Annotated in this window: 23 protein-coding genes; 8 read left to right on the top strand and 15 right to left on the bottom strand. The window is 71.5% G+C overall.

The genetic code is table 11. The annotated features are described in order from the left end of the window. Complete coding sequence (locus tag ACH4YL_RS02560) at positions 1-906, top strand: DMT family transporter (RefSeq protein WP_398504029.1); 906 nt, start codon at positions 1-3, stop codon at positions 904-906. Next, entirely contained in the window at positions 903-1,124 is a 222-nt protein-coding gene (locus ACH4YL_RS02555) for a Trm112 family protein (protein ID WP_398504027.1), read from the top strand. The genes ACH4YL_RS02560 and ACH4YL_RS02555 overlap by 4 nt, the downstream gene beginning before the upstream one ends. Positions 1,125-1,410: 286 nt before the next feature. On the opposite strand, the gene ACH4YL_RS02550 is transcribed toward ACH4YL_RS02555, so the two are convergent. From ACH4YL_RS02550 to ACH4YL_RS02535, 4 genes are all read right to left on the bottom strand, one after another. Then, the gene (locus ACH4YL_RS02550) at positions 1,411-2,973 is read right to left on the bottom strand and encodes a mucoidy inhibitor MuiA family protein (protein WP_398504025.1); all 1,563 of its coding nucleotides are present in this window, start codon (positions 2,971-2,973) and stop codon (positions 1,411-1,413) included. 4 nt (positions 2,974-2,977) lie between these two features. Beyond that, positions 2,978-5,044 carry a DUF4139 domain-containing protein gene (locus ACH4YL_RS02545; protein ID WP_398504023.1) on the bottom strand — a complete coding sequence of 689 codons (2,067 nt, stop codon included), beginning with the start codon at positions 5,042-5,044 and terminating at the stop codon, positions 2,978-2,980. Positions 5,045-5,161: 117 nt separating this feature from the next. Beyond that, complete coding sequence (locus ACH4YL_RS02540) at positions 5,162-5,854, bottom strand: HAD family hydrolase (protein ID WP_398504021.1); 693 nt, start codon at positions 5,852-5,854, stop codon at positions 5,162-5,164. A 25-nt stretch (positions 5,855-5,879) separates the two neighbouring features. Beyond that, positions 5,880-6,362: an Lrp/AsnC family transcriptional regulator gene (locus tag ACH4YL_RS02535; RefSeq protein WP_398504020.1), complete on the bottom strand. Its 483-nt coding sequence runs from the start codon at positions 6,360-6,362 to the stop codon at positions 5,880-5,882. 244 nt (positions 6,363-6,606) lie between these two features. Here ACH4YL_RS02535 and ACH4YL_RS02530 point away from each other — a divergent pair, with 244 nt between their 5' ends. From ACH4YL_RS02530 to ACH4YL_RS02520, 3 genes are all read left to right on the top strand, one after another. Further along, positions 6,607-8,136, top strand: coding sequence for an FUSC family protein (locus ACH4YL_RS02530; protein WP_398504375.1), 1,530 nt, complete (start codon positions 6,607-6,609; stop codon positions 8,134-8,136). 130 nt (positions 8,137-8,266) lie between these two features. Then, positions 8,267-9,496: a nitric oxide synthase oxygenase gene (locus tag ACH4YL_RS02525; RefSeq protein ID WP_398504018.1), complete on the top strand. Its 1,230-nt coding sequence runs from the start codon at positions 8,267-8,269 to the stop codon at positions 9,494-9,496. Positions 9,497-9,621: 125 nt separating this feature from the next. After that, complete coding sequence (locus tag ACH4YL_RS02520; protein ID WP_398504016.1) at positions 9,622-10,671, top strand: lactonase family protein; 1,050 nt, start codon at positions 9,622-9,624, stop codon at positions 10,669-10,671. 39 nt (positions 10,672-10,710) lie between these two features. On the opposite strand, the gene ACH4YL_RS02515 is transcribed toward ACH4YL_RS02520, so the two are convergent. The 6 genes from ACH4YL_RS02515 to ACH4YL_RS02490 form a co-directional block, all read right to left on the bottom strand. After that, a complete protein-coding gene (locus tag ACH4YL_RS02515; RefSeq protein WP_398504014.1) occupies positions 10,711-11,625 on the bottom strand; it encodes a sirohydrochlorin chelatase in 915 nt (304 codons plus the stop codon). A gap of 95 nt (positions 11,626-11,720) precedes the next feature. Beyond that, on the bottom strand, positions 11,721-12,713 hold the full coding sequence (locus tag ACH4YL_RS02510) for an N-acetylglucosamine kinase (RefSeq protein ID WP_398504013.1): 993 nt from the start codon (positions 12,711-12,713) through the stop codon (positions 11,721-11,723). After that, positions 12,710-13,387: a uracil-DNA glycosylase gene (locus tag ACH4YL_RS02505; RefSeq protein WP_398504011.1), complete on the bottom strand. Its 678-nt coding sequence runs from the start codon at positions 13,385-13,387 to the stop codon at positions 12,710-12,712. Before ACH4YL_RS02505 ends, ACH4YL_RS02510 begins: the two co-directional genes overlap by 4 nt. Before the next feature lie 35 nt (positions 13,388-13,422). Continuing rightward, a complete protein-coding gene (locus tag ACH4YL_RS02500) occupies positions 13,423-14,508 on the bottom strand; it encodes a WD40/YVTN/BNR-like repeat-containing protein (protein WP_398504010.1) in 1,086 nt (361 codons plus the stop codon). Between the two features lie 119 nt (positions 14,509-14,627). Next, positions 14,628-15,383, bottom strand: coding sequence for an SDR family NAD(P)-dependent oxidoreductase (locus ACH4YL_RS02495; RefSeq protein WP_398504008.1), 756 nt, complete (start codon positions 15,381-15,383; stop codon positions 14,628-14,630). Between the two features lie 91 nt (positions 15,384-15,474). Further along, positions 15,475-16,554 carry an NADH:flavin oxidoreductase/NADH oxidase gene (locus ACH4YL_RS02490; RefSeq protein ID WP_398504006.1) on the bottom strand — a complete coding sequence of 360 codons (1,080 nt, stop codon included), beginning with the start codon at positions 16,552-16,554 and terminating at the stop codon, positions 15,475-15,477. A gap of 120 nt (positions 16,555-16,674) precedes the next feature. Here ACH4YL_RS02490 and ACH4YL_RS02485 point away from each other — a divergent pair, with 120 nt between their 5' ends. Next, complete coding sequence (locus ACH4YL_RS02485; protein ID WP_398504004.1) at positions 16,675-17,019, top strand: ArsR/SmtB family transcription factor; 345 nt, start codon at positions 16,675-16,677, stop codon at positions 17,017-17,019. 34 nt (positions 17,020-17,053) lie between these two features. Here ACH4YL_RS02485 and ACH4YL_RS02480 read toward each other — a convergent pair whose 3' ends face one another. Next, positions 17,054-18,403 carry an FAD-dependent oxidoreductase gene (locus ACH4YL_RS02480; RefSeq protein ID WP_398504002.1) on the bottom strand — a complete coding sequence of 450 codons (1,350 nt, stop codon included), beginning with the start codon at positions 18,401-18,403 and terminating at the stop codon, positions 17,054-17,056. A 209-nt stretch (positions 18,404-18,612) separates the two neighbouring features. On the opposite strand from ACH4YL_RS02480, the gene ACH4YL_RS02475 reads away from it, so the two are divergent. Beyond that, positions 18,613-19,176: a DUF6214 family protein gene (locus tag ACH4YL_RS02475; protein WP_398504000.1), complete on the top strand. Its 564-nt coding sequence runs from the start codon at positions 18,613-18,615 to the stop codon at positions 19,174-19,176. On the opposite strand, the gene ACH4YL_RS02470 is transcribed toward ACH4YL_RS02475, so the two are convergent. Next, positions 19,154-19,840 carry a DUF305 domain-containing protein gene (locus ACH4YL_RS02470; RefSeq protein WP_398503998.1) on the bottom strand — a complete coding sequence of 229 codons (687 nt, stop codon included), beginning with the start codon at positions 19,838-19,840 and terminating at the stop codon, positions 19,154-19,156. The genes ACH4YL_RS02475 and ACH4YL_RS02470 overlap by 23 nt on opposite strands. 159 nt (positions 19,841-19,999) lie before the next feature. Between ACH4YL_RS02470 and ACH4YL_RS02465 the strand changes: the two genes are divergently transcribed. Further along, positions 20,000-21,505, top strand: a complete 1,506-nt coding sequence (locus tag ACH4YL_RS02465) for an LVIVD repeat-containing protein (RefSeq protein WP_398503996.1) — start codon at positions 20,000-20,002, stop codon at positions 21,503-21,505. Here the strand turns inward: ACH4YL_RS02465 and ACH4YL_RS02460 are convergent. The 3 genes from ACH4YL_RS02460 to ACH4YL_RS02450 all read right to left on the bottom strand — a co-directional run bounded on the left by ACH4YL_RS02460 (position 21,487) and on the right by ACH4YL_RS02450 (position 23,756). Further along, complete coding sequence (locus tag ACH4YL_RS02460) at positions 21,487-22,143, bottom strand: TetR/AcrR family transcriptional regulator (RefSeq protein WP_398503994.1); 657 nt, start codon at positions 22,141-22,143, stop codon at positions 21,487-21,489. The two genes, ACH4YL_RS02465 and ACH4YL_RS02460, sit on opposite strands and share 19 nt — an antisense overlap. Before the next feature lie 187 nt (positions 22,144-22,330). After that, the gene (locus tag ACH4YL_RS02455; protein WP_398503992.1) at positions 22,331-23,026 is read right to left on the bottom strand and encodes an HAD family hydrolase; all 696 of its coding nucleotides are present in this window, start codon (positions 23,024-23,026) and stop codon (positions 22,331-22,333) included. Positions 23,027-23,045: 19 nt separating this feature from the next. After that, positions 23,046-23,756, bottom strand: coding sequence for a phosphatase PAP2 family protein (locus ACH4YL_RS02450; protein WP_398503990.1), 711 nt, complete (start codon positions 23,754-23,756; stop codon positions 23,046-23,048). Positions 23,757-23,760 lie beyond the last annotated feature (4 nt).

Here is a 23,760-nt window from a genome sequence, read left to right as displayed (position 1 = left end):
GTGGTGTGGGGAGTGGCCGCCGCACTGGCGGCGAACGTCCTGTACAGCACCGGCTTCGTCCTGGAGAAGCGGGCTCTGGCCGGCATGCCGCCGCTCAGCGCCGCACAGCCGGGCCGGGCCCTGCTCCTGCTGGCCGGCAGGCCCTTGTGGATCTGCGGCGCCGCGGCGCTCGCCCTGGGATTCGCCGCCCAACTGGCCGTCTACCGCACACTGCCGATCGCCGCCGCCCAGGGTCTGTTCCTGTCCGGGCTGGTTCTCCTGCTGGTGCTCTCGTCGGTGGTGCTCGGTGAGCGCCCCTCCGGCCGTGAGCGGCGCGCGGTGGCCGTCATCGGGCTGGCACTGGTCATGGTGGTGTCCTCGCTGTACGAGAGCAGCGAGGAGATCAGCCGCAGCGCGCCCGCGGGTCTCCTGCTGGCACTGTGCTTGCCGACACTCGCGGCCGGACTGCTGCTGTACGCGGCCGCGGAACGGCGAGCCCGCCGGCGTCACCGGCAGCCGACCACCGGAGTGGCCTACGCGGTGGCGGTCGGTCTGCTGTACGGGGTCAGCTCGCTCGCCATCAAGGGCATCTCCGGGCACTTGGGCACCTCGGACCTCCAAGGCTCCGTGCCGGCCTTGCTCGCCTCTCCCTACCCGTACCTTCTGCTGTTCACCGGGATCAGCGGACTGGTGCTGTCCCAGACCGCCCTGCAGCGCTGCCGCGCGTCGCTGATCGTCCCGGTCTGCTCGACGGTGACCTGCGTGTTCACCATCGTCAGCGGCACGATCGCGTTCGACGAGCCACTGCCCGAGGACCCGCTGCGGCTGCTGCTGCGCCTCGGCGGCACCGCGTTGGCCCTAACGGTCCTGCTCACCATGCCGCGACACGACGCGGACACCTCCACCTCCGAAGGAACCCGGCCATGAAGCCTGACAACCCGCTGCTGAAGATCCTCGCCTGCCCGCTCGACAAGGGTCCGCTGATCCTCGACGAGACCAGGGGCGCTCTTTACAACCCGCGCCTGCGCCGCCGCTATCCGATCGTCGACGGCATCCCGCAACTGCTCCCCTCCTCCGGCGAGCCCGCCGTCGAGCAGGAACACGACGCACTGCCCGCCGAACTGCCCGACTCTGGCAGTTCGTGACGGCTGCTGCGCCTTGACTTTGCTTGGGCAGCGGTCGCGAGCGCGACCGTACCCCTTCGCCTGCTGGTGGCCCGGTACGCGGCCTGTCGCCCGATCGCGACCGGCCGGCCAAGGTGATTCCCTCGGTTTGCGCACGGCAGACAAGAACGCCACTTGGTGGGGCCGGGGATGCCGGCGGCCGGCGGATACCGGCCCTCACGTCCTTCGGGTGTGCGAGACGGCCCCCGGCTGAGGGCTGGAGCCAAGATCAGGCCTGCACCAGCAGGCGTGCAGCGGCCCACTGAGCTCAGAGCCCGGTGACTTTGGCGCTCGCCGACAGCTCGTAGACCAGGGTGACCGTGCGGCGGCCGCCGGGCGGGAGGGTGACGTCCCAGCGGGCGATGCCCTCGGCGTCGACCACGTCGGGCGCCGGGGAGCAGGAATCCTTGTGCAGGCGTATCTCCACCGCCGAGACCTCGGAGACCGGCATCCGCTCCCGAAGGACGACCACCCGCTCGCCGTGCTCCCCGGGGGCGGAGAACCGGGACAGGTGCAGCCGGACCGTGCGGGTGACCACGGTCCGCTGGGTGATTCCGGCGGAGTCGCGGGACTCCTCGGCATGCCGGACCACCCGGTAGTCGTCGCAGCTGCCGAAGGCCAGCTCAACGGGGGCGCCGGGGGCAGTGAAGTCCAGCGTGCCGCGGCCGCTGAATCCGCTGCCGCGGACCAGGTCCACGGGCCCGGCGAGCAGCGCGTGGCCGGACAGGTTGTCGAACCGCACCACCTGGGTGACCAGGGAGGACAACTCCGGTGAGCACGCGTACTCACTGGGCGCGGCCGTGGTGAATGCGGAGAGCAGCACTCGGTGGGCGCGGCCGTCACCGGGCACCGAGACCGGCGCGGGGGATCTCAACACCCGCGCCTCGCCGCCGTCGTCCACCCCCGGCAGACCGAGCACCGGGGCCGGGCCGAGGTCCCCGATCTCCTCCTCGCGCAGCTCGACGTCGACCGTGCGGCGCTCCGCCGCGGAGCGGTCCTTGAGCGTCAGCCGGTCCTCGCCCAGCCGTGGCGGATCGGTGGCCAGCGCCGAGCGGGCCGTCGACAAGGTCAGCCGTACGTCCGACCAGTCCTCACCGGTGCGCTGCCAGACCACCGCGTCGGTCTTCAGCGTCAGGGAGTCCCCGTCGAGCACGGCCCGGTAGGCGGGCCGCCACAGCGCACACGGGGTGAGGTGGCTCAGGCGCAGCCCGACCGGCCCGGCGACCGCGGCCTCGACGGTCAACTCGATATGGCCGACCAGCTCGGCGGGCTCCTGCTCGGAGAGGTGCATGGCCCGCTGAGCTTCCCCGAGTTCGGCAGCGAGGGCGGCCAGCCGGGCCTCCACGGTGCGGAGTTGCTCGCCGTGCGCGTCGCGTTCGTCGTCCACCCGGTCCAGTTCGCGGGCCCAACGGAGCCGTTCGGTCTCCCCGGAGCCGGCGCCTTCGCCGATCTCCCGCAGCAGATCGGCGGCGAGGCGGCCGAGCAGGTCAAGGCGGGCCTGCAGCCGGTCGCGTCGCTGCCCCAGGGCCAGCCGCTCCTCTTCGAGGGTGTGTACGCGGTTGCGCAGGGCGGAGTCGCCGTCGGCGGACGGCAGCGGCCCGCGCGGCGTCCAGCTGCGGACGATCCGCACGTCGAGCACGGTCGCGAGGTGATCGGCGGTCAGCTCGGCATGGAGGGTCCGGTCGACGGCCAGCGCACTGACCGGCCCGAGACGCAGCCGCTGGACCCCGGCCTCCAGGTCGAGCACGACGGCGCGCTCGATGTGGGCGCGATCCTCGAGGCACGTGACGGCGGTGACGGGGAGGGCGATCGGCTTCGGGGCCGTGGACATGGCGTCAGCTCCTGCGGTTGCCGCCGACCAGGGCCTTGCCGGTCGGGATGCGGATCTCGTAGCCGCCGTCGAGGGCGGCAGTGGCGCCCGCGGGCAGGTCCAGTCGCCAGACGCGGGTGCCCGGCGCATGGCGATCGGGCCCCGTGCCGTCCTCGGGTGCCGTCCAGTCGGCCCGCTCCTCGATCCGGACGTCCGGTTCGGAGGTGACCGGCACCCGCTCGCGGACTTCAACGGTGACGGGCCTCGCGAGCCGGTTGGCCAGCTCCACGTGGACGCGGTGGTCGAGCACGGTGGTGTTGTTGCGCAGGCCCGAGGTCGACTCGTGCACGTTGGTACGGCGGGTGACCCGGATGCCCTCGGCCGGCCCGAGCCCCACCCGGCGGACACCGCCGGGGGCAAGCGTGGGCAGTGCGGCGGTCAGCAGGAAGTCGTCGTCGACGGTGACCTCCACCGGGCCGGCCAGCAGTGCCTGGTCGGTGGCGTTGGAGAGCACCAACGTCGCGTACACGGTCTGCTCCACGGACGGCACGCAGAGGTACTCGGTACGCAGGCCGACCGGGATCTCGCCGACGGTGACGGTGTGCCAGGTGCCGTCCGACGGAATGTCGGCGCGGGCGGTGGCATCGAAGCGGTGGTCGAAGGAACCCGCCGACTCGCGGGGCCGCACGGCCTGTCCGGGCAGCGGCAGCGCGGCCACCGCTTCGGCGCGGCGGCGGTACTCGGCCGCCACCGGGTCGAACGGAGAGTCGGGAAACAGCCGGCCTCTGCGACCGCCCTGCTCGTCGGGGCCGCACAGGACAAGGGCGGCATAGTCGAGTTCGGCGCCGCTCGGCTGCGGCGGACCGGATACCGGTGCCGGAGGGGGCGGCGGCGCGACCGCGCCAGGAGCGGCGGGTGCCATGGCGGCTGGGGCACCTGCGGAGGACCTGCCGCCGGTACGCGACCTGGCGCCCGGTCGAGCCCCAACCGGCTGCGCGAGGGCGGGCATTGCGCTGCGGAAGTCCTCCGGGGGAGCGCCGTAAACACCGCCGGGCATCGGGGGAGCGCCGTAGCCCTGCGGTGCGGGCGGTGGGGGCGGCGGTGGCGGAACGGGACCGGTGGCGGCACCTGCCCCGACAGCCGCGGGTGCGGCGGCCGTGGCAGGGCGGGGGCCTGCCGCGTCGTAGCCGGAGAACAGGTCGACGAGCCCGGCCGGGGGCTCGCGCCAGCCAGAAGGCGCGGGGGCGGGCTGACTGCGTCCGATCCGGATCGAGCGGAGCCTCGGCAGGTCGGTGCGGCGCCGAAGATCGGCGGTGGCCAGGGCGATGCGTACGCCGGTCCAGTCCTCGCCGGTCCGCTGGGCGACCGATGCGCGCAGCACCAGACGGCCGCTGCCGTCGCCCTGACGGTGAGTGAGACGGTAGGCCGGCACCCAGACGGCGCCCGGCACCCCGTATTCCAGCTCCAGTTCCACCTCCTCCGCATCACCGGTGCCGTCGAGGGTCAGGACCGCGCAGACCGTGGTCTCCACGTGCGCTGACGGCGCGTCGGTGGAGGCGCGGGCGAGCCTGTCGGCGGCGACGGTGAGCTCGTGCTCGGCGTTGCGCAGTGCCTCCTCCAGCTCGAAGAGGCGGGTGTGCAGTCCCGTCAGCCGCTCGTGGACGAATTCGGCGAGCTCCAGCCACGCGTCGACCGGGGTGCGGCGGTGCGGGTCCTCGCGCTTGCGGGCAGGCGGGACCGGGTGGAGAGCGCTGACCTCTTCGATCAGGCTCAGCTGTCGGTCCCGGCGTCCCTGCGCCGCCGCGTACTCGTCGCTCAGCCGCTCGACCTCGCGCCGCAACTCGTCGGGCGTGCCGGTGCCGAGCGGCTCGGCCTCGACTTCCACCCGGGCCTCGGTGACGCGCACTCCGGAGGCGCCCAGGACACGGGCCCGCAGCGAGCCCGGGTCCAGCGAACGGGGCAGTCCCGTCACCCGCACCCGGCCGTCGGGCGGCACGCTGCCCCGGGCCAGGCGTCGGCAGACCGCGCCCTGCGCGTACACCACGACCGAATCGAGGGTCGACCCCAACCTCTGCGTTGACCCAGCCGTCATGTGCTCCGCCCCCCGCCGCGTCCATGCTGAGCGAAGCCTACGCCCGGGCGGTCTGCGCGTCCGCGTCGGATCAGGAGGTTGGCGTCCAGGACCACAGGCCCTGGCCCGGACCGGGAGCTACGCAGCCGTCGAGCGGAACAGCCAGTCGTAGGCGGCCCGCGCCGTGAACTCGCTCTGGCCGCCCGCGAAGAGCAGGTCCGCCGACCGGAACGCGGCATCGCCCGCCGTCGCGGCGACATAGGGCACGGCGATGCAGCGCATGCCCGCCGCCTGCGCCGCGGTCGCGCCCGGCGCCGCGTCCTCCAGCACCACGCAGTCGGCGGGGCCGACGCCCAGCCGGCGCGCTGTCTCGAGGAAGACATCGGGCTCCGGCTTTCCCTTCGCGACCTCCTCGGCCGAGACGACCGTCGGGATGAAGGCGTCCAGACCGGTCCCACTGAGTACGGCCTCGATGGCGGCCCGGGACGAGCCGGATGCCACGGCCATCTCGACGCCGTCCGTGTGCAGCAGCTCGACGAACTTCCGCATCTGCGGGAACACTTCGGTCGAGGCCCGCGCCAGCTGAAGATAGTGCCGGTTCTTGCCGGCCAGCAGTTCGTCGATCGGCGCGTCGATCCCGTACTCCGCGCTCAGTGCCTCAAGCGTCTCCCGCGTTCCGATGCCGATGAAGTCGGTGTGGCGCTGCCAGTTGAAGTCCGTCACGCCGTACTCGGCGAGGAGCCTGCGTCCCGCCTCGTAGTAATTCGGCTCGCTGTCCACAAGTGTGCCGTCGAGATCGAAGATGACCGAAGCGGTGCGGGAAGTGCTCATGTGCTCCAGCATGCCAAGCCACGGCTCACCGTGACGCGTCGGTCCTCCGGCCCACCGACTCGACCAGCGGCAGCAGCCGGTGCGGCACCCGCTCCCGCAGCGCCATCTCCGTGCGCGTGCGCACCACGCCGGGCAGCTGGATCAGCCGCTGGATGACGTCCTCGAGATGTCCGTTGTCCCGGGCCGCGACCCGGGTCAGCAGATCCCCGCCGCCGGTGATCGAGAACGCCTCGATGATCTCGGGCACGGCCGCGAGCGCGTCGCCGACCTCGTCCAGGTGTCCCTGAGTGACCTCGATATGGACGAAGGCGAGCACCGGGTGGCCGAGCGCGGCGGGGGAGAGGTGGGGCCCGGTGCCGGTGATCACGCCGTCGCGCTCCAGGCGGTCGATCCGGGCCTGGAGCGTGCCGCGGGCGACGCCGAGGATCCTGGCGTACTCCCGCACGCTGGTGCGCGGCTGCTCGATCATCAGCCGCAGGATGCGGGTGTCGAGTGTGTCCACCGCCATAGTCCGTTGGCCTCCTGCTGGTCCCTCGCTTCTGGCATCGACTGTACCAATGGCACACCCCACGGCCGCCGAGTTGAGCCATCAGCCACCGGGATGCTTTCCTCTGGGGAGAGACGGCGCCGCGCAGCGCCGGTCCGGCGAAGACGCCGTACCGGACCCGCGGCGCCTTTGCCATGTCCGAAAAGGGTGCTGAGCAGCAAGGGGGCGGGACGGCCGCGTGAAGAAGGTGACCGGCGTGAAGAGGATGTTCACCGCCCCGGATCCGGGACGGGTGCGGCTGCGTGTCTCCACGCGCGCCGTGCTCGGCGTCGCTCTCGCCGTCATGGCCGCCGAACTGGCCGGGCTCTCCCTCGTCGCCTCGATCACCGGCGGCCTCGCCGCGATGCTCGCACTGTTCACCGTCGCCGACACGAGTGTGCGCCGCCAGGTGGCCACCACCGCCCTGCTGCCCGTCGTCGGCTTCCCCGTACTGGCCCTCGCGACCACGCTGCACGGACAGCCGCTGCTGCGCGCCGCAGCCTGGCTCGGCGTGGTCTTCCTCGGCGTCTACGCCAGGCGCTGGGGCCCGCGCGGCCATGCGCTGGGCATCTTCGCGTTCATGATGTTCTTCGTCACGCAGTTCCTGCACGCCGTCCCGGCCCAACTGCCGGAGCTGTACGGAGCGGTGGCGCTGGCGCTCGCCGCCTCGGCGAGCGTCCGCTTCGGCCTGTGGTGCATCGAGCGGCGTACGCCGCCGCCCGCCGCCCCGGCACCGCTGCCCGGCCGCGGACTCGCTCGGCCCACCACCCGCCAGGCGTTCCAGGCGACCTTCGCCTGCGCCATCGCGCTCGCCGCGGGCGAGCTGATCTCGCCGGACCGCTGGTACTGGGCCGTGGGCACCGCCTGGTGGATCTTCGTCAACACCGCCTCGCGCGGCGAGACCCTGGTCCGCGGCTTCCGCCGGGTCCTCGGCACCGTCGCCGGCATCGCCGCTGGACTGCTGATCGCGATCCCCATCGCCGGATCGCCCGCGCCCACCGCCGCGCTGGTCGCCGTCTGCGTCTTCGGCATCTTCTACACGGCCGCACCTTCGTACAGCTGGATGATGTTCTTCGTCACCGTCATGGCCGGTCTGCTGTACGGGCTGCTCGGCGTCCTGCACCCGGGCCTGCTGCTGCTCCGTTTCGAGGAGACGGCGGTCGGCGCGCTCGGCGCGGCACTCGGTGTCGCACTGATCCTTCCCGTCACCACGCACGGCGCGACCGACGCCTGGATCCGGCGGGCTCTGACCTGCGTCCACGGCTGCACCGCCGCGGCCGCTCGCCGACTGGCCGGCGACGAGCAGGCCGACCCCGCGCCGCTCGCCGCCGAACTGGAGCTGCTGCTCGGCCGCGTACGGCTCTCGCTCGCCCCGCTCGTCCACCCGCTCAGCCCGCTGCGCGCCCGCAAGGCGCGGGCCCGCCAGGTGATCGCGCTGCTCGACGACTGCGCACGCGAGGTGCGCGGGCTCACGGCCGTCGCCGCCGAACCGGACGCCCCCGCCGGTTCGCCGGACCGCACCCGCACGCATGACGCCCGGCTGGCCGCCGCCTGCCTGCGAGTTGAGGCCGCCGTGCACGCGCTCGTGCCGCCCGCGACCGGCCGGACAAAGGTTCCCGCCGACTTCGTACCGGTTTCGCGGCACCACTCGGGAGCCGATGCGGCACTCACGCATCTCCAGGCACTGGAGCAGGCGCTCGAGGAGCTCGCCACGCCTCTGAGTACCTCTCCGCGCGCCCCCCTCGTGCCTGCCTGACCTGCGGAATAGACGCAACGCCCTTGATTGAGGCATGTGCACTCGGCACGCACAGGGTAGATCAGTGTGTTCGAGGGGTAACCACAGCGGCATCCACGTAGGTCCCTTCAGGAGCCCGGGAGTTCGCACCATGCGGCCGTCACTGTTCAGATCCCTGCGCAAGTCCTACGGACGGGAGGTCCGGCAGGAACCGGCGGCCGGGACGGGAGCAGGCTGCCCGGTCGCCCACGAGAGACCGGCCCCGCCGCCCGACGGCGGTGAACTGCGCGATGAAGCCGAGGACTTCATCCGGCTGCATCATCGTGAGGAGCCCGGGGCCGGCGACCCGGCGGCCAGAATCGCCGCCGTGCACGCGGAGATCGACAGCACCGGCACCTACCGTCACACCGCCGCCGAACTCGCCTACGGCGCACGCGTGGCCTGGCGCAACAGCAACCGCTGCATCGGCCGGCTCTACTGGCGCTCACTGCGCATCCGCGACTGCCGCCATATCGCCGACGCCGACGCCGTGGCCCGCGAGTCGGCCGTCCACCTGCGTGATGCCACCAACGGCGGCCGCATACGCCCGCTGATCACCGTCTTCGCCCCGGACGCGCCGGACCGCCCCGGCCCGCGGATCTGGAACGAGCAGCTCGTACGGTACGCGGGCTACCGCGACGTCCAAGGAACAGTCGTCGGTGACCCGCGGAACGCCGGACTCACCGACCTGGCACTCGCCCTCGGCTGGCAGGGCGGCCCCGGCACCCCGTTCGACCTGCTCCCGCTGGTCGTCGAGGACGCGGACGGCAAACCGCGGTTCTTCGAACTGCCGCGGGACGCCGTGCTGGAGGTTGAGCTGCACCACCCGGAGGACGGCTGGTACACGGACCTGGGACTGCGCTGGCACGCCGTGCCCGCGATCGCCAACATGTGCCTGGAGATCGGCGGCATCTGCTACCCGGCGGCTCCCTTCAACGGCTGGTACATGGGCACCGAGATAGGCGCCCGCAACCTCGCCGACACCGACCGCTACGACCTGCTGCCCCGCGTCGCCGAGCGGCTGGGCCTCGACACCACCAGCGACCGCTCGCTGTGGAAGGACCGCGCGCTGGTCGAGCTGAACCGCGCCGTACTGCACTCCTTCGACCGGGCGGGCGTCACGGTCACCGACCACCACACCGAGTCCCGCCGCTTCCTCACCCATATCGACCGGGAGGAGAGCCAGGGACGGGGCGTCGGCGCCGACTGGTCGTGGATCGTGCCGCCGATCTCCGGATCCGCCACTCCCGTCTTCCACCGGACATACGACGCCACCCAGTGGCGGCCCGCGTATGTGCACCACCCGGAGGCTCAGGTACGCGCCCGGGGCGAATGGACCTGAGGGCAGCACCCGGCGAAGGGAGTTGGGGACAGGGCGCGGTGCGGGGACCCGGGGACACTTGGTCTAGACCGCTGCTACCGTCGGCCCGGACACAAAGTGATCAGCGGCCGCAGAGAGGGCACACCGTGGGCGACAAGGGCAGCGGACGGGCATACATCGGGTCGTTCACCTCGGCGGGCGGTCGCGGGATCATCGCCGCCGATGTGGACGCGGCTACCGGAGCGCTGACCGAGACGGGAGCCAGCGACATCGTCGCCGACCCCTCCTACCTCGCGCTCGCGATAGCCTCCGGCGGGCCGGTCCTCTACGCCGTCTCCGAGACCCCGGAAGGAGCGGTCGCGGCCTTCGACGTGCGAGGAGCCGCGCCCGAGCCGATCGGCGCGCAGGTGGCGGTGTGCGGTGCGGGCCCGACCCATCTCGCCTTCGCCGCCGGTCATCTGCTCACCGCCAACTACGGCTCCGGCAGCGTCAGCGTGCTCCCCATAAGGAACGGCGGAGAGCCGGCCGCCGCCAGCGGCGTGCTGCAGCACGAGGGCGCGGGCCCGGATCCGGAGCGGCAGCGCGGCCCGCACGCCCACCAGGTGCTGCCCGATCCCAGCGGCCGCTGGGTGCTCGGTGTCGACCTCGGCACCGACTCCGTACGGATCTGCTCACTGGACGGCGAGACCGGAGAGCTGGCCCAGCACGGTGAGACCGCGCTGCGTCCCGGCACGGGACCGCGCCATCTCGCGTTCCACCCCGCGGGCGGCCACGCCTATGTGCTGGGCGAGCTGGAGCCGACGGTCACCGTCTGCCGCTGGGACGCGGCCACGGGTGTGCTCGAACCGGTCGGCGAGACGTCCGTGGTGCCGGACGGCACGGACGGGCCCGCCTATCCGTCGGAGCTGGTCGTCTCGCACGACGGCCGCCATCTGTGGGCCGCCAACCGCGGGCCCGACCACATTGCCGTCCTCGCGCTCGACGAGACCGGCGAACGGGCGGAGCTGATCACGACGGTGCCGTGTGGCGGTCACTGGCCGCGGGATCTTGCGCTGGACCCGACGGGCCGCAGGCTCTACGCCGCCAATGAGCGCTCCGGGGACGTCACCTGGTTCGACATCGACCCGGAGACCGGTGTGCCGCGCAGAGCGGGCTCCCTGACCGCCCCGGCGGCCGCGTGCGTGATCTTTGCGTAGCCGGGGCTCGGCCCCGGGCTCCGCGCCTCACGCGACGCCTCAGTGCGTCGCCGACTGCTGCGTGCTGATTCCCAGCGCCGACGTGTACTGCGACAGCACCAGCTTGCCGATGGCCGGGTACGCGCCGAGCGCCTCGGAAGCGGCGCAGCCGGCCTCCTTGACCGCGGCGTCGAGCAGGCCTTCCGGCAGCTCGGGACCGATCAGGTACGGGGCGAGCGCGAGCTGCATCGAGCCGGAGCCGCGCAGCTGCTCGGCGATCGCGCCGACCGCGCCTTCCTGGTCGAGCGCCGCGGCCATCACCGGCACCGCGAGACGCGCGGCCAGCAGCATGCCGGTGATCCCGGCGGCCTGAACGGCCTCGTCGCCGCCGACCGTGGCCAGGATGATGCCGTCGGCCGCGGTGGCCACGGTGAACAGCCGGGCGCGGTCGGCGCGCGCCAGACCGGCCTCCGAGAGCCGTACGTGCATGGCCTCGGCGAGCAGCGGGTGCGGGCCGAGGACGTCGGTCAGCTCGGCGGCGGCGCGGCTGTCCATGACCGCCTGGCGGATCCGGCGCATCAGGGCGTTGTCCGGCCCGGCGAGGAGCGGCACCACGACGGCGGCGGGCCCCTCGGGCGCGGCCACCTCGCGGCCGGCGGCCCTCGCGATCTCGTACCGCTCGGTGCGCCGGGCGGCGGTATGGGCGAGGACGCTCCCGAGCGTGGGGTACTCGGCGTCGTCACCCTCGAGGTAGCCGATGGCGACGTCGAGGCCGGGCAGCTCGGAACGAGCGATGCTTATGACCTCTTCGGCGAGGCTGCGCGTGGCGGGCGCGGGAGCGCCGGGTACGGCGAGCACCAGCGCGGGCGCGCCCTCAGGAGCGGCCACCGGTTCCGGGCGGCGGTGCCGACCGGACTGGCGGGGTCGCGGCATTCGTACAGGCAGGCCGGAGGCGGGCCCAGTGGGGGAGCTCATGGCGTCGCATGCTACTGGCTTTGCAGGCCGGAGGGTTCGGGGAGGGGGCGCTCAAGCGTTTTCTGCCCGTATTTATCCGATGAGTTTGTTGCGTCTCATCTGTCATGTTCTGTTGGCACATACAGCAATGTCGGATGCAGCGGCAGACGCAGCGAACCCGTCGCGAGCGCGGACGCGAGAAGCAGCGAACCGGCGAGCGGATCGCCCGCCGCGGGCACCGGCCGTGCGTGCGGCAGCTGTCCGGCGAGCTCGGCCCGCAGCGGTACGAGAAGGGGGTCGCCCATCTTGAACAGGCCACCCGTCAGGGCGACTTGGCGTTCCTCGTCCGTATCGGCCGCGGGCGGGCACACGGCCGCGGCGGCCTCCGCGATATGGCGTGCGCCAGCGGCGAGGATGGCGAGCGACACCTCGTCGCCGGCCGCCGCGCAGCGCGCGACCTCCGGTGCGAACGAGCCGAGCACCGCGGGCCGGTCGGGTCGCGGATACAACTGGCCCGGCAGGGCCTGCGCCGGACCGAACTCCAACTCCATCCGGGCCAGCAGCGCCGCCGATCCACCGCGCCGTCCGTCGTGCGCGCGCAGCGCAGCTTCGAGACCCGCCCGGCCGATCCAGGCTCCGCCGCCGCAGTCGCCCAGCAGATGGCCCCAGCCGTCGGCCCGGTGCCAGTTGGACAGATCCGTGCCCATCGCGATCATGCCGGTGCCGGCAGCCACCACGGCACCCGGGCGCTGGCCCAGCGCGCCCGCATAGGCGGTGACCGCGTCCGCGGCGAGCGCGAGGCTCCGTACGCCCAGCGCCTCGGCCAGCGCGGCCGGGAGTTCCGCGCGCAGCCGTCCGCCGAGCGTCGCCATGCCGGCGGCGCCGATCGCGACCGCGGACACCGAGCTGCCGCCGGCCTTGTCCAGCAATGCGTGTGCCATCGGCAGCAGTTGGTCCAGCAGATGCCGGGCGTCGATGCCGCCGTCGCCGGTGCGTACCGGCTCCCGGGACTCAAGGGTGTCGGCGCGCGCGGGATCGGACGCGGGCGCAAGCGCCGCACGCAGCCCCGAGCCTCCGGAGTCCACGCCGAGCACCCAGGTCACGCTCACGGAAGCCGCCAGTCGACCGGCTGCGCTCCTTGGCGTTCGAGAAGTTCATTGCTCCGGCTGAACGGGCGGGAGCCGAAGAAGCCCCGGTCCGCGGACATGGGAGAAGGATGCGAGGACTCGATCGCCGGAAGGTCGCCGAGCAGTGGTCGCAGATTGCGTGCATCGCGTCCCCACAGCACCGACACCAGCGGCTTGCCGCGTGCGGCGAGCGCCCGGATGGCCTGTTCGGTCACCTCCTCCCAGCCCTTGCCGGGGTGCGCGGCCGGTTTGCGGGGAGCTGTGGTGAGCGCTCTGTTGAGCAGCAGCACGCCCTGCCGGGTCCACGGCGTGAGATCGCCGTTGGCCGGGCGGTGATGGCCCAGGTCCGCGTGCATCTCCCGGAAGATGTTGTCCAGACTGCCCGGCACCGGCTGCACCTCGGGCGCCACCGAGAAGCTGAGCCCCACGGCATGCCCGGGCGTGGGATACGGATCCTGACCGACGATCAGGACGCGTACCTCGTCGAAGGGCTGCTGAAAGGCGCGCAGGACATTCGGTCCGGCCGGCAGATAGGTGCGTCCCGCGGCGATCTCCGCGCGCAGGAAGTCGCCCATCCCGGCGATGCGTTCGGCCACGGGCTCAAGAGCTTTCGCCCAGCCCGGCTCGACGATTTCGTTCAACGGTCGTGCTGCCACGGAGCGTCACTCTACTGGTGTCACGACACGGCCTGTCACCTCATGGCCGCCGCCCGCACACAGAGCACGTCCGGCAGATGCGAGGCGAGCAGCTGCCAGCTGTCGCCGTCGTCCGCGCTCGCGTACACCTCGCCGTTGCGGTTTCCGAAGTACACACCGGCCGGATCAGCGTCGTCAGTGCACAGCGCGTCCCGCAGCACCGTGCCGAAGTGGTCGCCCTCCGGCAGCCCCGCCGACAGCGCCTCCCAGCTCGAACCCGCGTCACTCGTACGGTAGACACGGCAGCGACGCCCGGCGGGCACCCGGTCCGCGTCGGCGGTGATCGGGAAGACATAGGCGGTGTCGGGGCGGTGCGGATGCGCGGCGACCGCGAAGCCGAAGTCCGACGGCAGGCCCTCGCCGATGTCCGTCCACTTGGCGCCCGCGTCGTCGCTGCGGTACACGCCCCAGTGGTTCTGCAGATACAGCCGGTCCAGGTCGCCCGAGTCCTGCGCGATCTTGTGGACGCACTGGCCGAACTCCGGGTTCGGATCGGGCAGGAAGACCGCCGACACGCCCTGGTTGGACGGCGCCCAGCTCTCGCCGCCGTCGCGGGACCGGAACACCCCGGCCGTCGACACCGCGACCGTCACCGCCTGCGGGTCTCGGCGGTCGGTGACCACCGTGTGCACCGCTTCACCGCCGCCGCCCGGCACCCACTTCGAGCGGGTCGGGTGCTCCCAGAGCGGCCGTACGAGCTCGAAGGTCTCTCCGCCGTCCTCGGAGCGGAACAGCGCGGCCGGTTCCGTCCCCGCGTACACCACGTCCGGCGCGGCGGGACCGGCCGGATGGAGCTGCCAGACGCGCTCCAGGGACGCACCGGTGTCCTTCGGGAACTTCACCGCCGGCTTCGGCGGTTCGACCCAGCTCTTGCCGAAGTCGTCGGAGTGGAACACCGAGGGGCCCCAGTGCGCGCTGTCGCCGCCGACGAGCAGTCGCGGCACGGACCTGCGGGTGTCGATCCCGATCGAGTACACGGCCTGCGCATTGAAGTGCGGGCCGTCCCACTCCCATGAACCGCCGCTCCTGCGGCCGATGAAGAGCCCTTTGCGTGTGCCCACGGTCAGAAGTACATCGGTCATCGTCTTTATCCTCCGGACGCCGTTGTCTGGGATGAGGGCCAGTCTGCACCCACCCACTGACAGTGGCCCGTGGGCGGGAGTCGTCGCAGCTCAGCCGGGTTGGAAGGGCTGGGGACGGTTCAGTCGACGACGGTGCCGCAGGTGATGTTGAGCGCCGTCGCCGTCATGGAACGGGCCATGTCGGACGCGGCGAACGCCGCCACGTTGCCGACGTCCGCCAGCGATGCGGCCCGCCCGAGCATGGTGAGTTCCTCGATGCTCTCGACGATGGCCTTGGCCCCCGCCACGCCTTCCGGAAGGGACTCCGGCACGCCGGCTGTCTGGATCGTGAGGACGCGGACGCCGTACGGGCCGAGTTCGGCGGCCAGATTCCGGCGCAGCGACTCCATGGCGCCGAAGGCCACCTGGAACCCGCCCAGCCGGTACTCGTGCGGCGGATCCCCGTAGCCGCCGAACGCGAGGATCACGCCGGACCGCTGCTTGACCATGTGCCGCGCGGCGGCCCTGGAGGTCAGGAACATCGAGCGCACGGCGTTGTGCACCGGCCGCTCGAAGTCCGCCAGCGGCATGTCGACGAGCGGAGTCCCGAAGACTTCGCCGTACGAGATGAGATTGAAGGCGATGTCGACGCTGCCTGCCCGCGCGGCCACGTCGTCGGTGAACCGGTCCACCGCGGCCTCGTCGAGCGCGTCGACCTCCTCGGTCTCGACCTCGCCCCCGTCGGCCCTGATCGACTCTGCCGCCTTCTCCAGGGTCTGCCGGGTGCGGCCGGCGAGATACACGCGCGCGCCCTCCCGGGCGAAGGCGCGCGCGACCGCTGCGCCGATCGCGCCGCCCCCTCCGTAGATGACGGCGTTCTTGTTGTGGAGCAGCACGATGTGCCTCCTCAGTACGTACGTACTCAAGGAGACCGGGTCCGTGCCCGAAACTCATCGGTCCCGCGGCACCCGACCGATGCGGGAGCGGTCAGACGGACCGGTGGTACTGCTGCGGCACGCGGATCTCGGCACCGAGCTCACGCGCGGCGGACCGGGCCCAGGACGGGTTGCGCAGCAGCTCGCGCCCGAGCAGCACCGCGTCGGCCTCCTCGTTCGCCACGATCTTCTCGGCCTGCTCCGCCTCGGTGATCAGGCCGACCGCGGCGACCGGCAGGCCCGTCTCGGCCTTCACCCGAGCCGCGAACGGCACCTGGTAGCCGGGACCGGTCGGGATGCGGACCCGCGCGGCATTGCCGCCGGACGAGACGTCCAGCAGATCGACGCCGTGCTCCTTGAGCAGCGCCGCGAACCGCACGGTGTCGTCGGCGGTCCAGCCCGCGTCGTCCAGCCAGTCGGTGGCGGAGATCCGGAAGAAGAGCGGCAGTTCCTCGGGCCAGACGGCGCGCACCGCCTCCACGACCTCGAGCGGGAAGCGGGCGCGGTTCTCGAACGAGCCGCCGTACTCGTCCTCGCGGTGGTTGCTGTGCGGGGAGAGGAACTCACCGATCAGATAGCCGTGCGCACCGTGGATCTCGGCGATCTCGAACCCGGCGTCCAGTGCACGCAGGGCTGCGTCTGTGAACTGCCCGACGATGTCCCGTATCTGAGCTGTCGTCAGCTCGTCGGGAACGGGGTGGCCGGTGTCGAAGGCGACCGGGCTGGGCCCGAGCGGCTGCCAGCCGTGGTCGTCGGCACCGACCGGTGCACCGCCCTTCCAGGGCCGGTCGGTCGACGCCTTCCGCCCGGCATGCGCCAGCTGGATCCCGGGGACGGTGTCCTGGTCCTTGAGGAAGCGGGTGATCCGGCGGAACGCCTCGACCTGTGTGTCGTTCCAGATGCCGAGGTCGGCGGGGCTGATCCGGCCCTCCGGGCTGATCGCGGTCGCCTCGACCAGGATCAGGCCCGTGCCGCCGGTGGCGCGGGCGGCGTAGTGCGTGAAGTGCCAGTCATTGGCGACGCCGGCGTTCGGGCCGAACACCTCAGCCGAGTACTGGCACATCGGCGCCATCCAGGCGCGATTCGGGATGGTCAGCGATCGCAGGGTGTAGGGCTGGAACAGCGCGCTCACGGCGGACTCCATTCGGGCGGGGCCGGTGTACGACTCGTACGATACCCATCGTAGTACGTGAATAGTCAAACTACGATGAGTCTCGTACAATGAAACGAACCCCGACGGAGTGGAGTCGCCGTGACCACCGAGACAAGCCCCCGCGAGCTGGCTCATCCTCCGCGCGACGCGATCCGCCTCGAAGGCGTGCTGCACGCACTCTCGGACCCGATGCGGCTGCGCGTCGTGTGCGAGCTGGCCACGGCGCAGGACGACCTGTCGTGCTCGTACTTCGATCTGCCGGTCACCAAGTCGACCACCACGCACCACTTCCGCGTGCTGCGGGAGAGCGGTGTGATCCGCCAGGTCTACCGCGGTACGGCGAAGATGAACGGGCTGCGCCGGGGCGATCTCGACGCCCAGTTCCCCGGGCTGCTGGACAGCGTGCTCGCCGCGGCCGCGCATCAGGAGCAGCGCGACCGCTAGGGCCTGATCCAATCGAAAGGCCCTAGGACCCTCGCTACTGCATTGCCGCGCCCAACAACCCCTGCCAGTCAGGGATTTTGACGGACCGCCGCCCGAGCGAGAGGCCCAGTGCCGACTCCGCCTCCTCGATCGACAGCCACCCCGGCCACAGCACCGGCCGGTGCCCCGACTCCCGCAGTGCCGCCAGCGGATCCGCCGCGACCGAGCGCGCCGCCAGCGCCGCCGCGTCCTCGAGCAGCGAGGCCACCGTCTCCTTGGCGCACGGCCGGTTGGTGCCGATCACGCCGGTCGGGCCGCGCTTGATCCAGCCCGCCACATACTCTCCGGGCGACGGCACCCCGTCCCGCAGCACCCGGCCCGCCGCGTGCGGCACCGTTCCGTGCCGCTCGTCGAACGGCAGCCCGGGCAGCGGCACACCGCGGTAGCCGACCGCCCGCAGCACCAGCTGCGCCTCGATGTCCTCGTACGTGCCGGTGCCCCGGACACCGCCGTCGCCGTCCGGGACGGTGCGCTCGAACCGTACGCCCGCGACCCGCCCGCCCTGCTCCAGCAGCTCCACCGGGCGCAGGAAGAACCGCAGATGGATCAGGCGGTCCCGGCCCTGCACGGGCTCGGCGGCCCACTTCCGTACGACATCGAGGTTGCGGCGGTTGACCGCGGGCAGCGCCGCAGCGGCCGCGGCGTCCGTGTAGGCCGGGTCCAGCTCCAGGTCGGCGGGGTCGACCGCCACCCCCGCCGTCGGCAGCGCGCCGAGCTCCCGGAGCTCCTTGGTGGTGAACTTGGCCTGCGCGGGACCGCGCCGGCCGACCATGTGCACATCGCGCACCTGGCTGAGCGCGAGCGCGCCGAGCGCACTCTCGGGCACATCGGTGGGACGCAGCTCGTCCGCCGCCCGGGCGAGGATGCGGGCCACATCGACGGCCACGTTGCCGACGCCGATCACCACGGCCGAACGGGCACCGAGCGCAAAGCCGTTGCCGGCCGCGTCGGGGTGCGCGCTGTACCAGGAGACGAAGTCGGTGGCCGAGCGGCTGCCGGGCAGCTCCTCGCCCGGGATGCCGAGCCGGCGGTCCCTGGCGGCGCCCACGCAGTAGACGACCGCGTGGTACAGCTCCAGCAGGCGCTCGGGACCGAGGCCGTGTGTGCCCACCTCGACATTGCCGACGAAGTCGATCCGCTCGTGCTCCAGCACGGTCCGCAGATTGTTCTGCAGGGACTTGATCTTCTCGTGGTCGGGCGCGACCCCGTAGCGCACGAGTCCGTAGGGGCAGGGGAGTCTGTCCAGTACGTGCACCCGCACGTCCGGGACCAGGCTCTGCTGGACGAGATCCTGCGCGGCATAGACCCCGCTGGGTCCCGATCCGACGACGGCGACGCGAAGCACAGCTGCGCTCCTTCCCGCAGGGGGATTACAGCATCGCACCAGGGTGCGGGGCTGGGGAGGTGGCCTGACGGGGTGCCTTGCGGCGGAGTGATCAGCGCGCCGCCGCAGATAGTCATGATTTGACTGGTTACGTGCTAATTGTGCAAGAAACTACGTTTCTTAACGCTAATGATCTGTATGACCTGGGCGGATGGCTGCCCTGCCCGCCTGTGTGGGAGGTGCAGAGCCGCGGCACGGTGACCGTGGAGCCTTCTCCCGCGTACGAGATCTCCTCATCCTGGTTCGACGTCCGGCTGACCTTCGCCGACGGGGCCAGGGTCGACGTCCTCGCCGTTGTCGAGGGCGGCCGGATCGCGATCGAGGACCTGCGTGCCGACCCGCCGCTGCCGCTCGAGGGGTTCACGGTGCTCGCCGACCGGATCGAGGACCCGCTGGAAGACGCCTGCCTGAAGGAGGGGCAGGCCGAGCCCGTCGTCGCGGCCCAGGCGGAGGCGGAGGCCGAGGACGAGGCGCCGCGGCCGGGCCACCGCCGGGCCCGTGCCGTCGTGCCGCGCGGCCGGGCGGGTCGCCGGATCGCGGCCGACGCCTACCGGGCCGCACAGCAGAGCGGCCTCGACCCCGTGCTCGCCGTGATGAACGCGACCGGGCGCAGCCGCCGCAAGTCGCTCCGGCTCATCGCCGGCGCCCGCGACGACGGGTATCTCGCGCCGCGCCACAACCGCCGCCGGTCCTGGAGCGCGCGGGTGCCCGTCACATGGAGCGCATCCGGCTGATCTCGATGGTCTGCTGCGCGACCACGTCGTTCGCCATCTCCTCGACCACCACGTTGTTGCCCTCCGAGAGGACCTCCGTGGCCATGGTGATCGCTCCCTGGTGGTGGGTGATCATCAGTTTCAGGAAGAGCTCGTCGAAGGCCTTGCCCTTCGCGCCGCGCAGCTGTGTCAGCTGGGCCTGGGTCGCCATTCCCGGCATGGACGCATCGCTGTGGTCGTGACCGTCCTTGTCCTTGTCCTTTGCGCCGTTGATTTTCAGCCAGCCTTCCATGGCGCCGATCTCCGGCTTCTGGGACGCGGATATCCGCTCCGCCAGCCGCTTGACCTGCGTCGACTCCGCGCGGTCCGGCACGAGTGCGGTTATCTGCAGTGCCTGGCCGTGGTGCTTGATCATCATGTGCGCGTAGTTGAAGTCGGCGGAGTTGGGCGAGTCGTCCGGAAGAGCCTTCGCGGCGTCCTCGGCGGAGAGCGTCTTCGCCGGCTCGCCCGGTTTGCCCGGAGCCACCACCGACGGTCCGGTATCCCCCTTGGCCTTGGCGGGAGCGTCGGAGCCCGACTCGCAGGCGCCCAGGGCGAGTACGGCGGCCATGACCGCTGCCGCAAGGACCGGCCTGCGGACACCTGCGGTCCAACGGCGGTTCAACACGGAGACCTCCTGAGGCACTTGGGGTGTTTGATGACTGTTCCTAGCACGCTTGCGTACGCCGTTGATCAAAAACTTTCATTACGTCTGTGTTGCCATCTGTTGAGATGTGCATGCAAAGGAAGATACTGCCGGGGTCCGTGAACCGTTCAACTAGGAACGGCTACAAGGGAGGACGCAGTGACCCTGTTGCACACCACCCGAGTGCGGCGCAGACGTCTGGGCGTGGCGACAGCCGCGGCCGGGCTACTCGCCACGCTGCTGGCGGCCGGACCCGCGGTCGCCACACCCGACCCCGGCGACACACCCGCCCAAAAGAGGGTGTCCTCGGGTCAGGCGGCCGAGGACAGGTCCGCCATCGAGAGCGGCGAGATACCCGGCGTGGACGAGATCGTCCACAGCGACAACATCGAGCATCTCGCCAACATCCCCAAGGACGCGCTCAAGGGAACCAACTCGGACCTTGCGTTCCAGGGGAAGTACGCCTTCGCGGGCAACTACGACGGCTTCCGGATCTTCGACATCAGCAACCCGAAGGCTCCCAAGACCGTGGCCCAGGTGCTCTGCCCGGGCAGCCAGAACGACATCTCGGTCTCCGGAAACCTGGTCTTCCTCTCCACCGACTCCTCGCGCAGCGACAACTCGTGCAACAGCACGTCGCAGCCCGCCACGGAGAAGTCGTCCTGGGAGGGCATGAAGATCTTCGACATCAGCGACATCCGCAACCCGAAGTACGTCGCCGCTGTCGAGACCGCATGCGGCTCGCACACCCACACGCTGGTGCCGGAGCGTCGCAACGTCTATGTCTACGTCTCCTCGTACTCGCCGAACGCCACCTTCCCCGACTGCCAGCCGCCGCACGACGGCATCTCGGTCATCAAGGTGCCGCGCAAGGCCCCTGAGCAGTCCCGGATCGTGAACTTCCCGGTGCTCTTCCCGGGTGAGGGACCGGACGGCGGCGGCAACCCCGGTTCGCCCACCAACCCGGGCGTCTCCAAGACCACGGGCTGCCACGACATCACTGTGCTCCCCTCGAAGGACCTGGCCGCCGGCGCCTGCATGGGCGACGGCATCCTGTTCTCCATCGAGGACCCTGAGCGCCCGAGGGTCATCGACCGTGTCCAGGACAACGTGAACTTCGCGTTCTGGCACTCGGCGACGTTCAACCAGAAGGCCAACAAGGTCGTCTTCACCGACGAGCTGGGCGGCGGCGGCGCGGCCACCTGCAACGCCGAGATCGGCCCGAACCGCGGCGCCGACGGCATCTACGACATCGTCGGCAAGGGCGACCGTCGCAAGCTGGTCTTCCGCAGCTACTTCAAGATCGAGCGTCACCAGGCCGATGTCGAGGTCTGCGTGGCCCACAACGGTTCGATCATCCCGGTGAAGGGCCGTGACCTCATGGTCCAGGCCTGGTACCAGGGCGGTGTCTCGGTCTGGGACTTCACCGACTCGGCCAGGCCCAAGGAGATCGGGTTCTTCGAGCGCGGTCCCGTCAACCTCGACCAGGTCACCACGGCCGGCCCCTGGTCGGCGTACTACTACAACGGCTATGTCTACTCCAACGACATCGCCAAGGGCCTGGACGTCCTGAAGATCAACGACAGGCGTACAGACCCGGCGAAGTGGGTGCGGCTGCCCGAACTCAACGTGCAGACCCAGCCCGACTACTTCGACCGCGACTGATCCAGGACACCCCTGGCGTCGTAACTCGTTCCGCCGGGCGGCTTCTCGCCCGGCGGAACACCCAACTCCCAGGCCAGCCCGTACCGCTGGAACAGCTCCGCACGCAGCCGCGGCAGCGGCATCGGGGCGCCCGGCAGCAGAATCGCGAAAACCGCGCCCATCAGCAGCGCCCGCAGCAGCGGATAGTCGACGTCGGCCTTCTGCGATCCGTACCGCTCGACGGTGTCGCGCAGCAGCGCGGCCAGCCGTTGCTGTTCCGGACACTGCACAAAACCCTCGGCCTGCAGGACGCCGGACATGTGCGTCCGCATCAGCACCGGATGGTCGACGGCGAGCCCGAGGACGGCGTCGATGGCCCGCGCAAGCCGCTCCTCCCCGTCCTCCGTACGCGGCTCGCGCTCCAAGGCCGCCTCCAGCGTCATGTGCATCAGGCGATGCACTGCGGACTGCAGGAGCTGCCGTTTTCCCGGGAAGTAGTACGAGATCAGACCGCGCGCCGAGCCCGCCCTGTCGGCGATGTCGCCCAGCGTCGTGGCCTCGTATCCGCGCTCCCCGACAAGGTCCACCGTCGCCTGCAGGAGCCGCTCGCGGGAACGCCGACGGAGCTCTTCATTGACCGATGCGCTCCGCGGGGACATGCTTGACTCCTGCGTTGACTGGCTACGAGCCAATATACTCAGGGCGTCCCGCTGCGAGACCTTCAGGGCCTGGTCAGCGGGGGTACTGCTGCCCGGACCGGGCGACGCGGGGGATCGTCCGGTCCGGGTAGTTCTGCGCTGCCTCCGGCTTCCTCCCGGCATTCGGGGCAGGGCCCCTGCGCCCGTCTCAGTCGATGAGATCCAGCACCGGCCGCAGCCCGTCCGGACGCTCGTCGGCCGGCAGATGGTCCACGAAGTGGACCGCACACCCGAGATCCGCGGCGCCGCCGTCCGCGCCCGGATGGTCGCCGACCATCAGGACGTCGCGGGGATCGAGGCCGAGCGCCTCGCACGCCGTCCGGAAGAGCCGCACATCGGGTTTCTGCACTCCGTGCTCGTACGACAGCACATAGGCGTCCACCAGCGCGTCCAGGCCGTGGATGCGGAAGACGGGCCGCAGATCCCAGCCGATGTTGCTCACCACGCCGATCCGCACGCCCCGCTCCCGCAGCGCCCCGAGCACCTCGGCGGCGTCGGGATACGGCCGCCAGGCCGCCGGCGTCATATGGCGCTCGTACAGCGCGTCGTACAGACCCTCGTCCGGCAGCTCCACCCGCCGGGCCAGACCGGTGTACGCGGCCCGGTGCCGGTCCGTCGCCACGTCGCGGGTCGCCCACAGTTCCGCGAGATGCGCCGGCACCGTGCCCGGCGACGAACCGCCCGGCAGAGCTCCGGCGGCCGCCAACTCCTGGGCCAGACGGGAGAATTCGTCCTCAGCAAGCTCGGTGCCGCGCGCGTCCAGCGCCGCGCGCAGCCAACTGTCCACCGACTCGATGCGGAAGAGCGTTCCGGAGAAGTCGAAGAGCACACCCTTGATCGCCATGCCCGCGATCCTTCCCGGGTCAGCGCTTTCGGTTCAAGACCACACGCTCGTACGCGATGATCGAGACGGCTGCCCAGCACGCGCCGATCAGCGTGCCGCCGACCACGTCCGACAGCCAGTGCACGCCGAGGAAGAGCCGGGTGAAGCCCACTCCGACGACGGAGACAACGGCGGCCGCCAGACCCCAGCGCCACCACCGACCCTCGGCCAGGTGCCGTCCGAGCAGCCACAGCAGCAGGATCAGGCTGACGGTGGCCGTCATCGAATGGCCGGAGGGGAAGGCCGCGTAGTGGGCGGAGTCCACCGGATCCGGCCACTGCGGCCGCTCCCGTCCCACCGCCGCCTTCAGCCCCTGCTGCACGAACGTGCCGACCGCGCTCGTCACCGCGACCCACGTGGCGAGCAACCACTCCCGCCGGACCAGCAGCCACACGACCGCCACCGCGAGCAGCGCACGCATCGTCCACGGGTCCCAGACCCAGTCGGTGAGCAGCCTGTTCAGCCGCACCAGCCCCGGCTCGTCCACCGCCCAGTCGTGCAGCCCGTTCGCCACCGTCCGGTCGAGGGACATCAGCGGTGACCAGGAGACCGCGACCAGCACCAGCAGAACGGCCGAAAGCACGGCCAGGGCCGCGCACGTACGGACAGGTGTGAGGCGGCGGGCCGGGGGAGTGCCGGGCGCCGGGCGCGGGGAGTGCATGGTGGAGATCTTCGCGGCTGACCCGCGCATCCGG

It is taken from the genome of Streptomyces sp. NPDC020681 (genome assembly GCF_044334895.1).
Taxonomy (GTDB): Bacteria; Actinomycetota; Actinomycetes; order Streptomycetales; family Streptomycetaceae; genus Streptomyces.
This window is presented reverse-complemented; position numbering and strand designations above follow the sequence as displayed.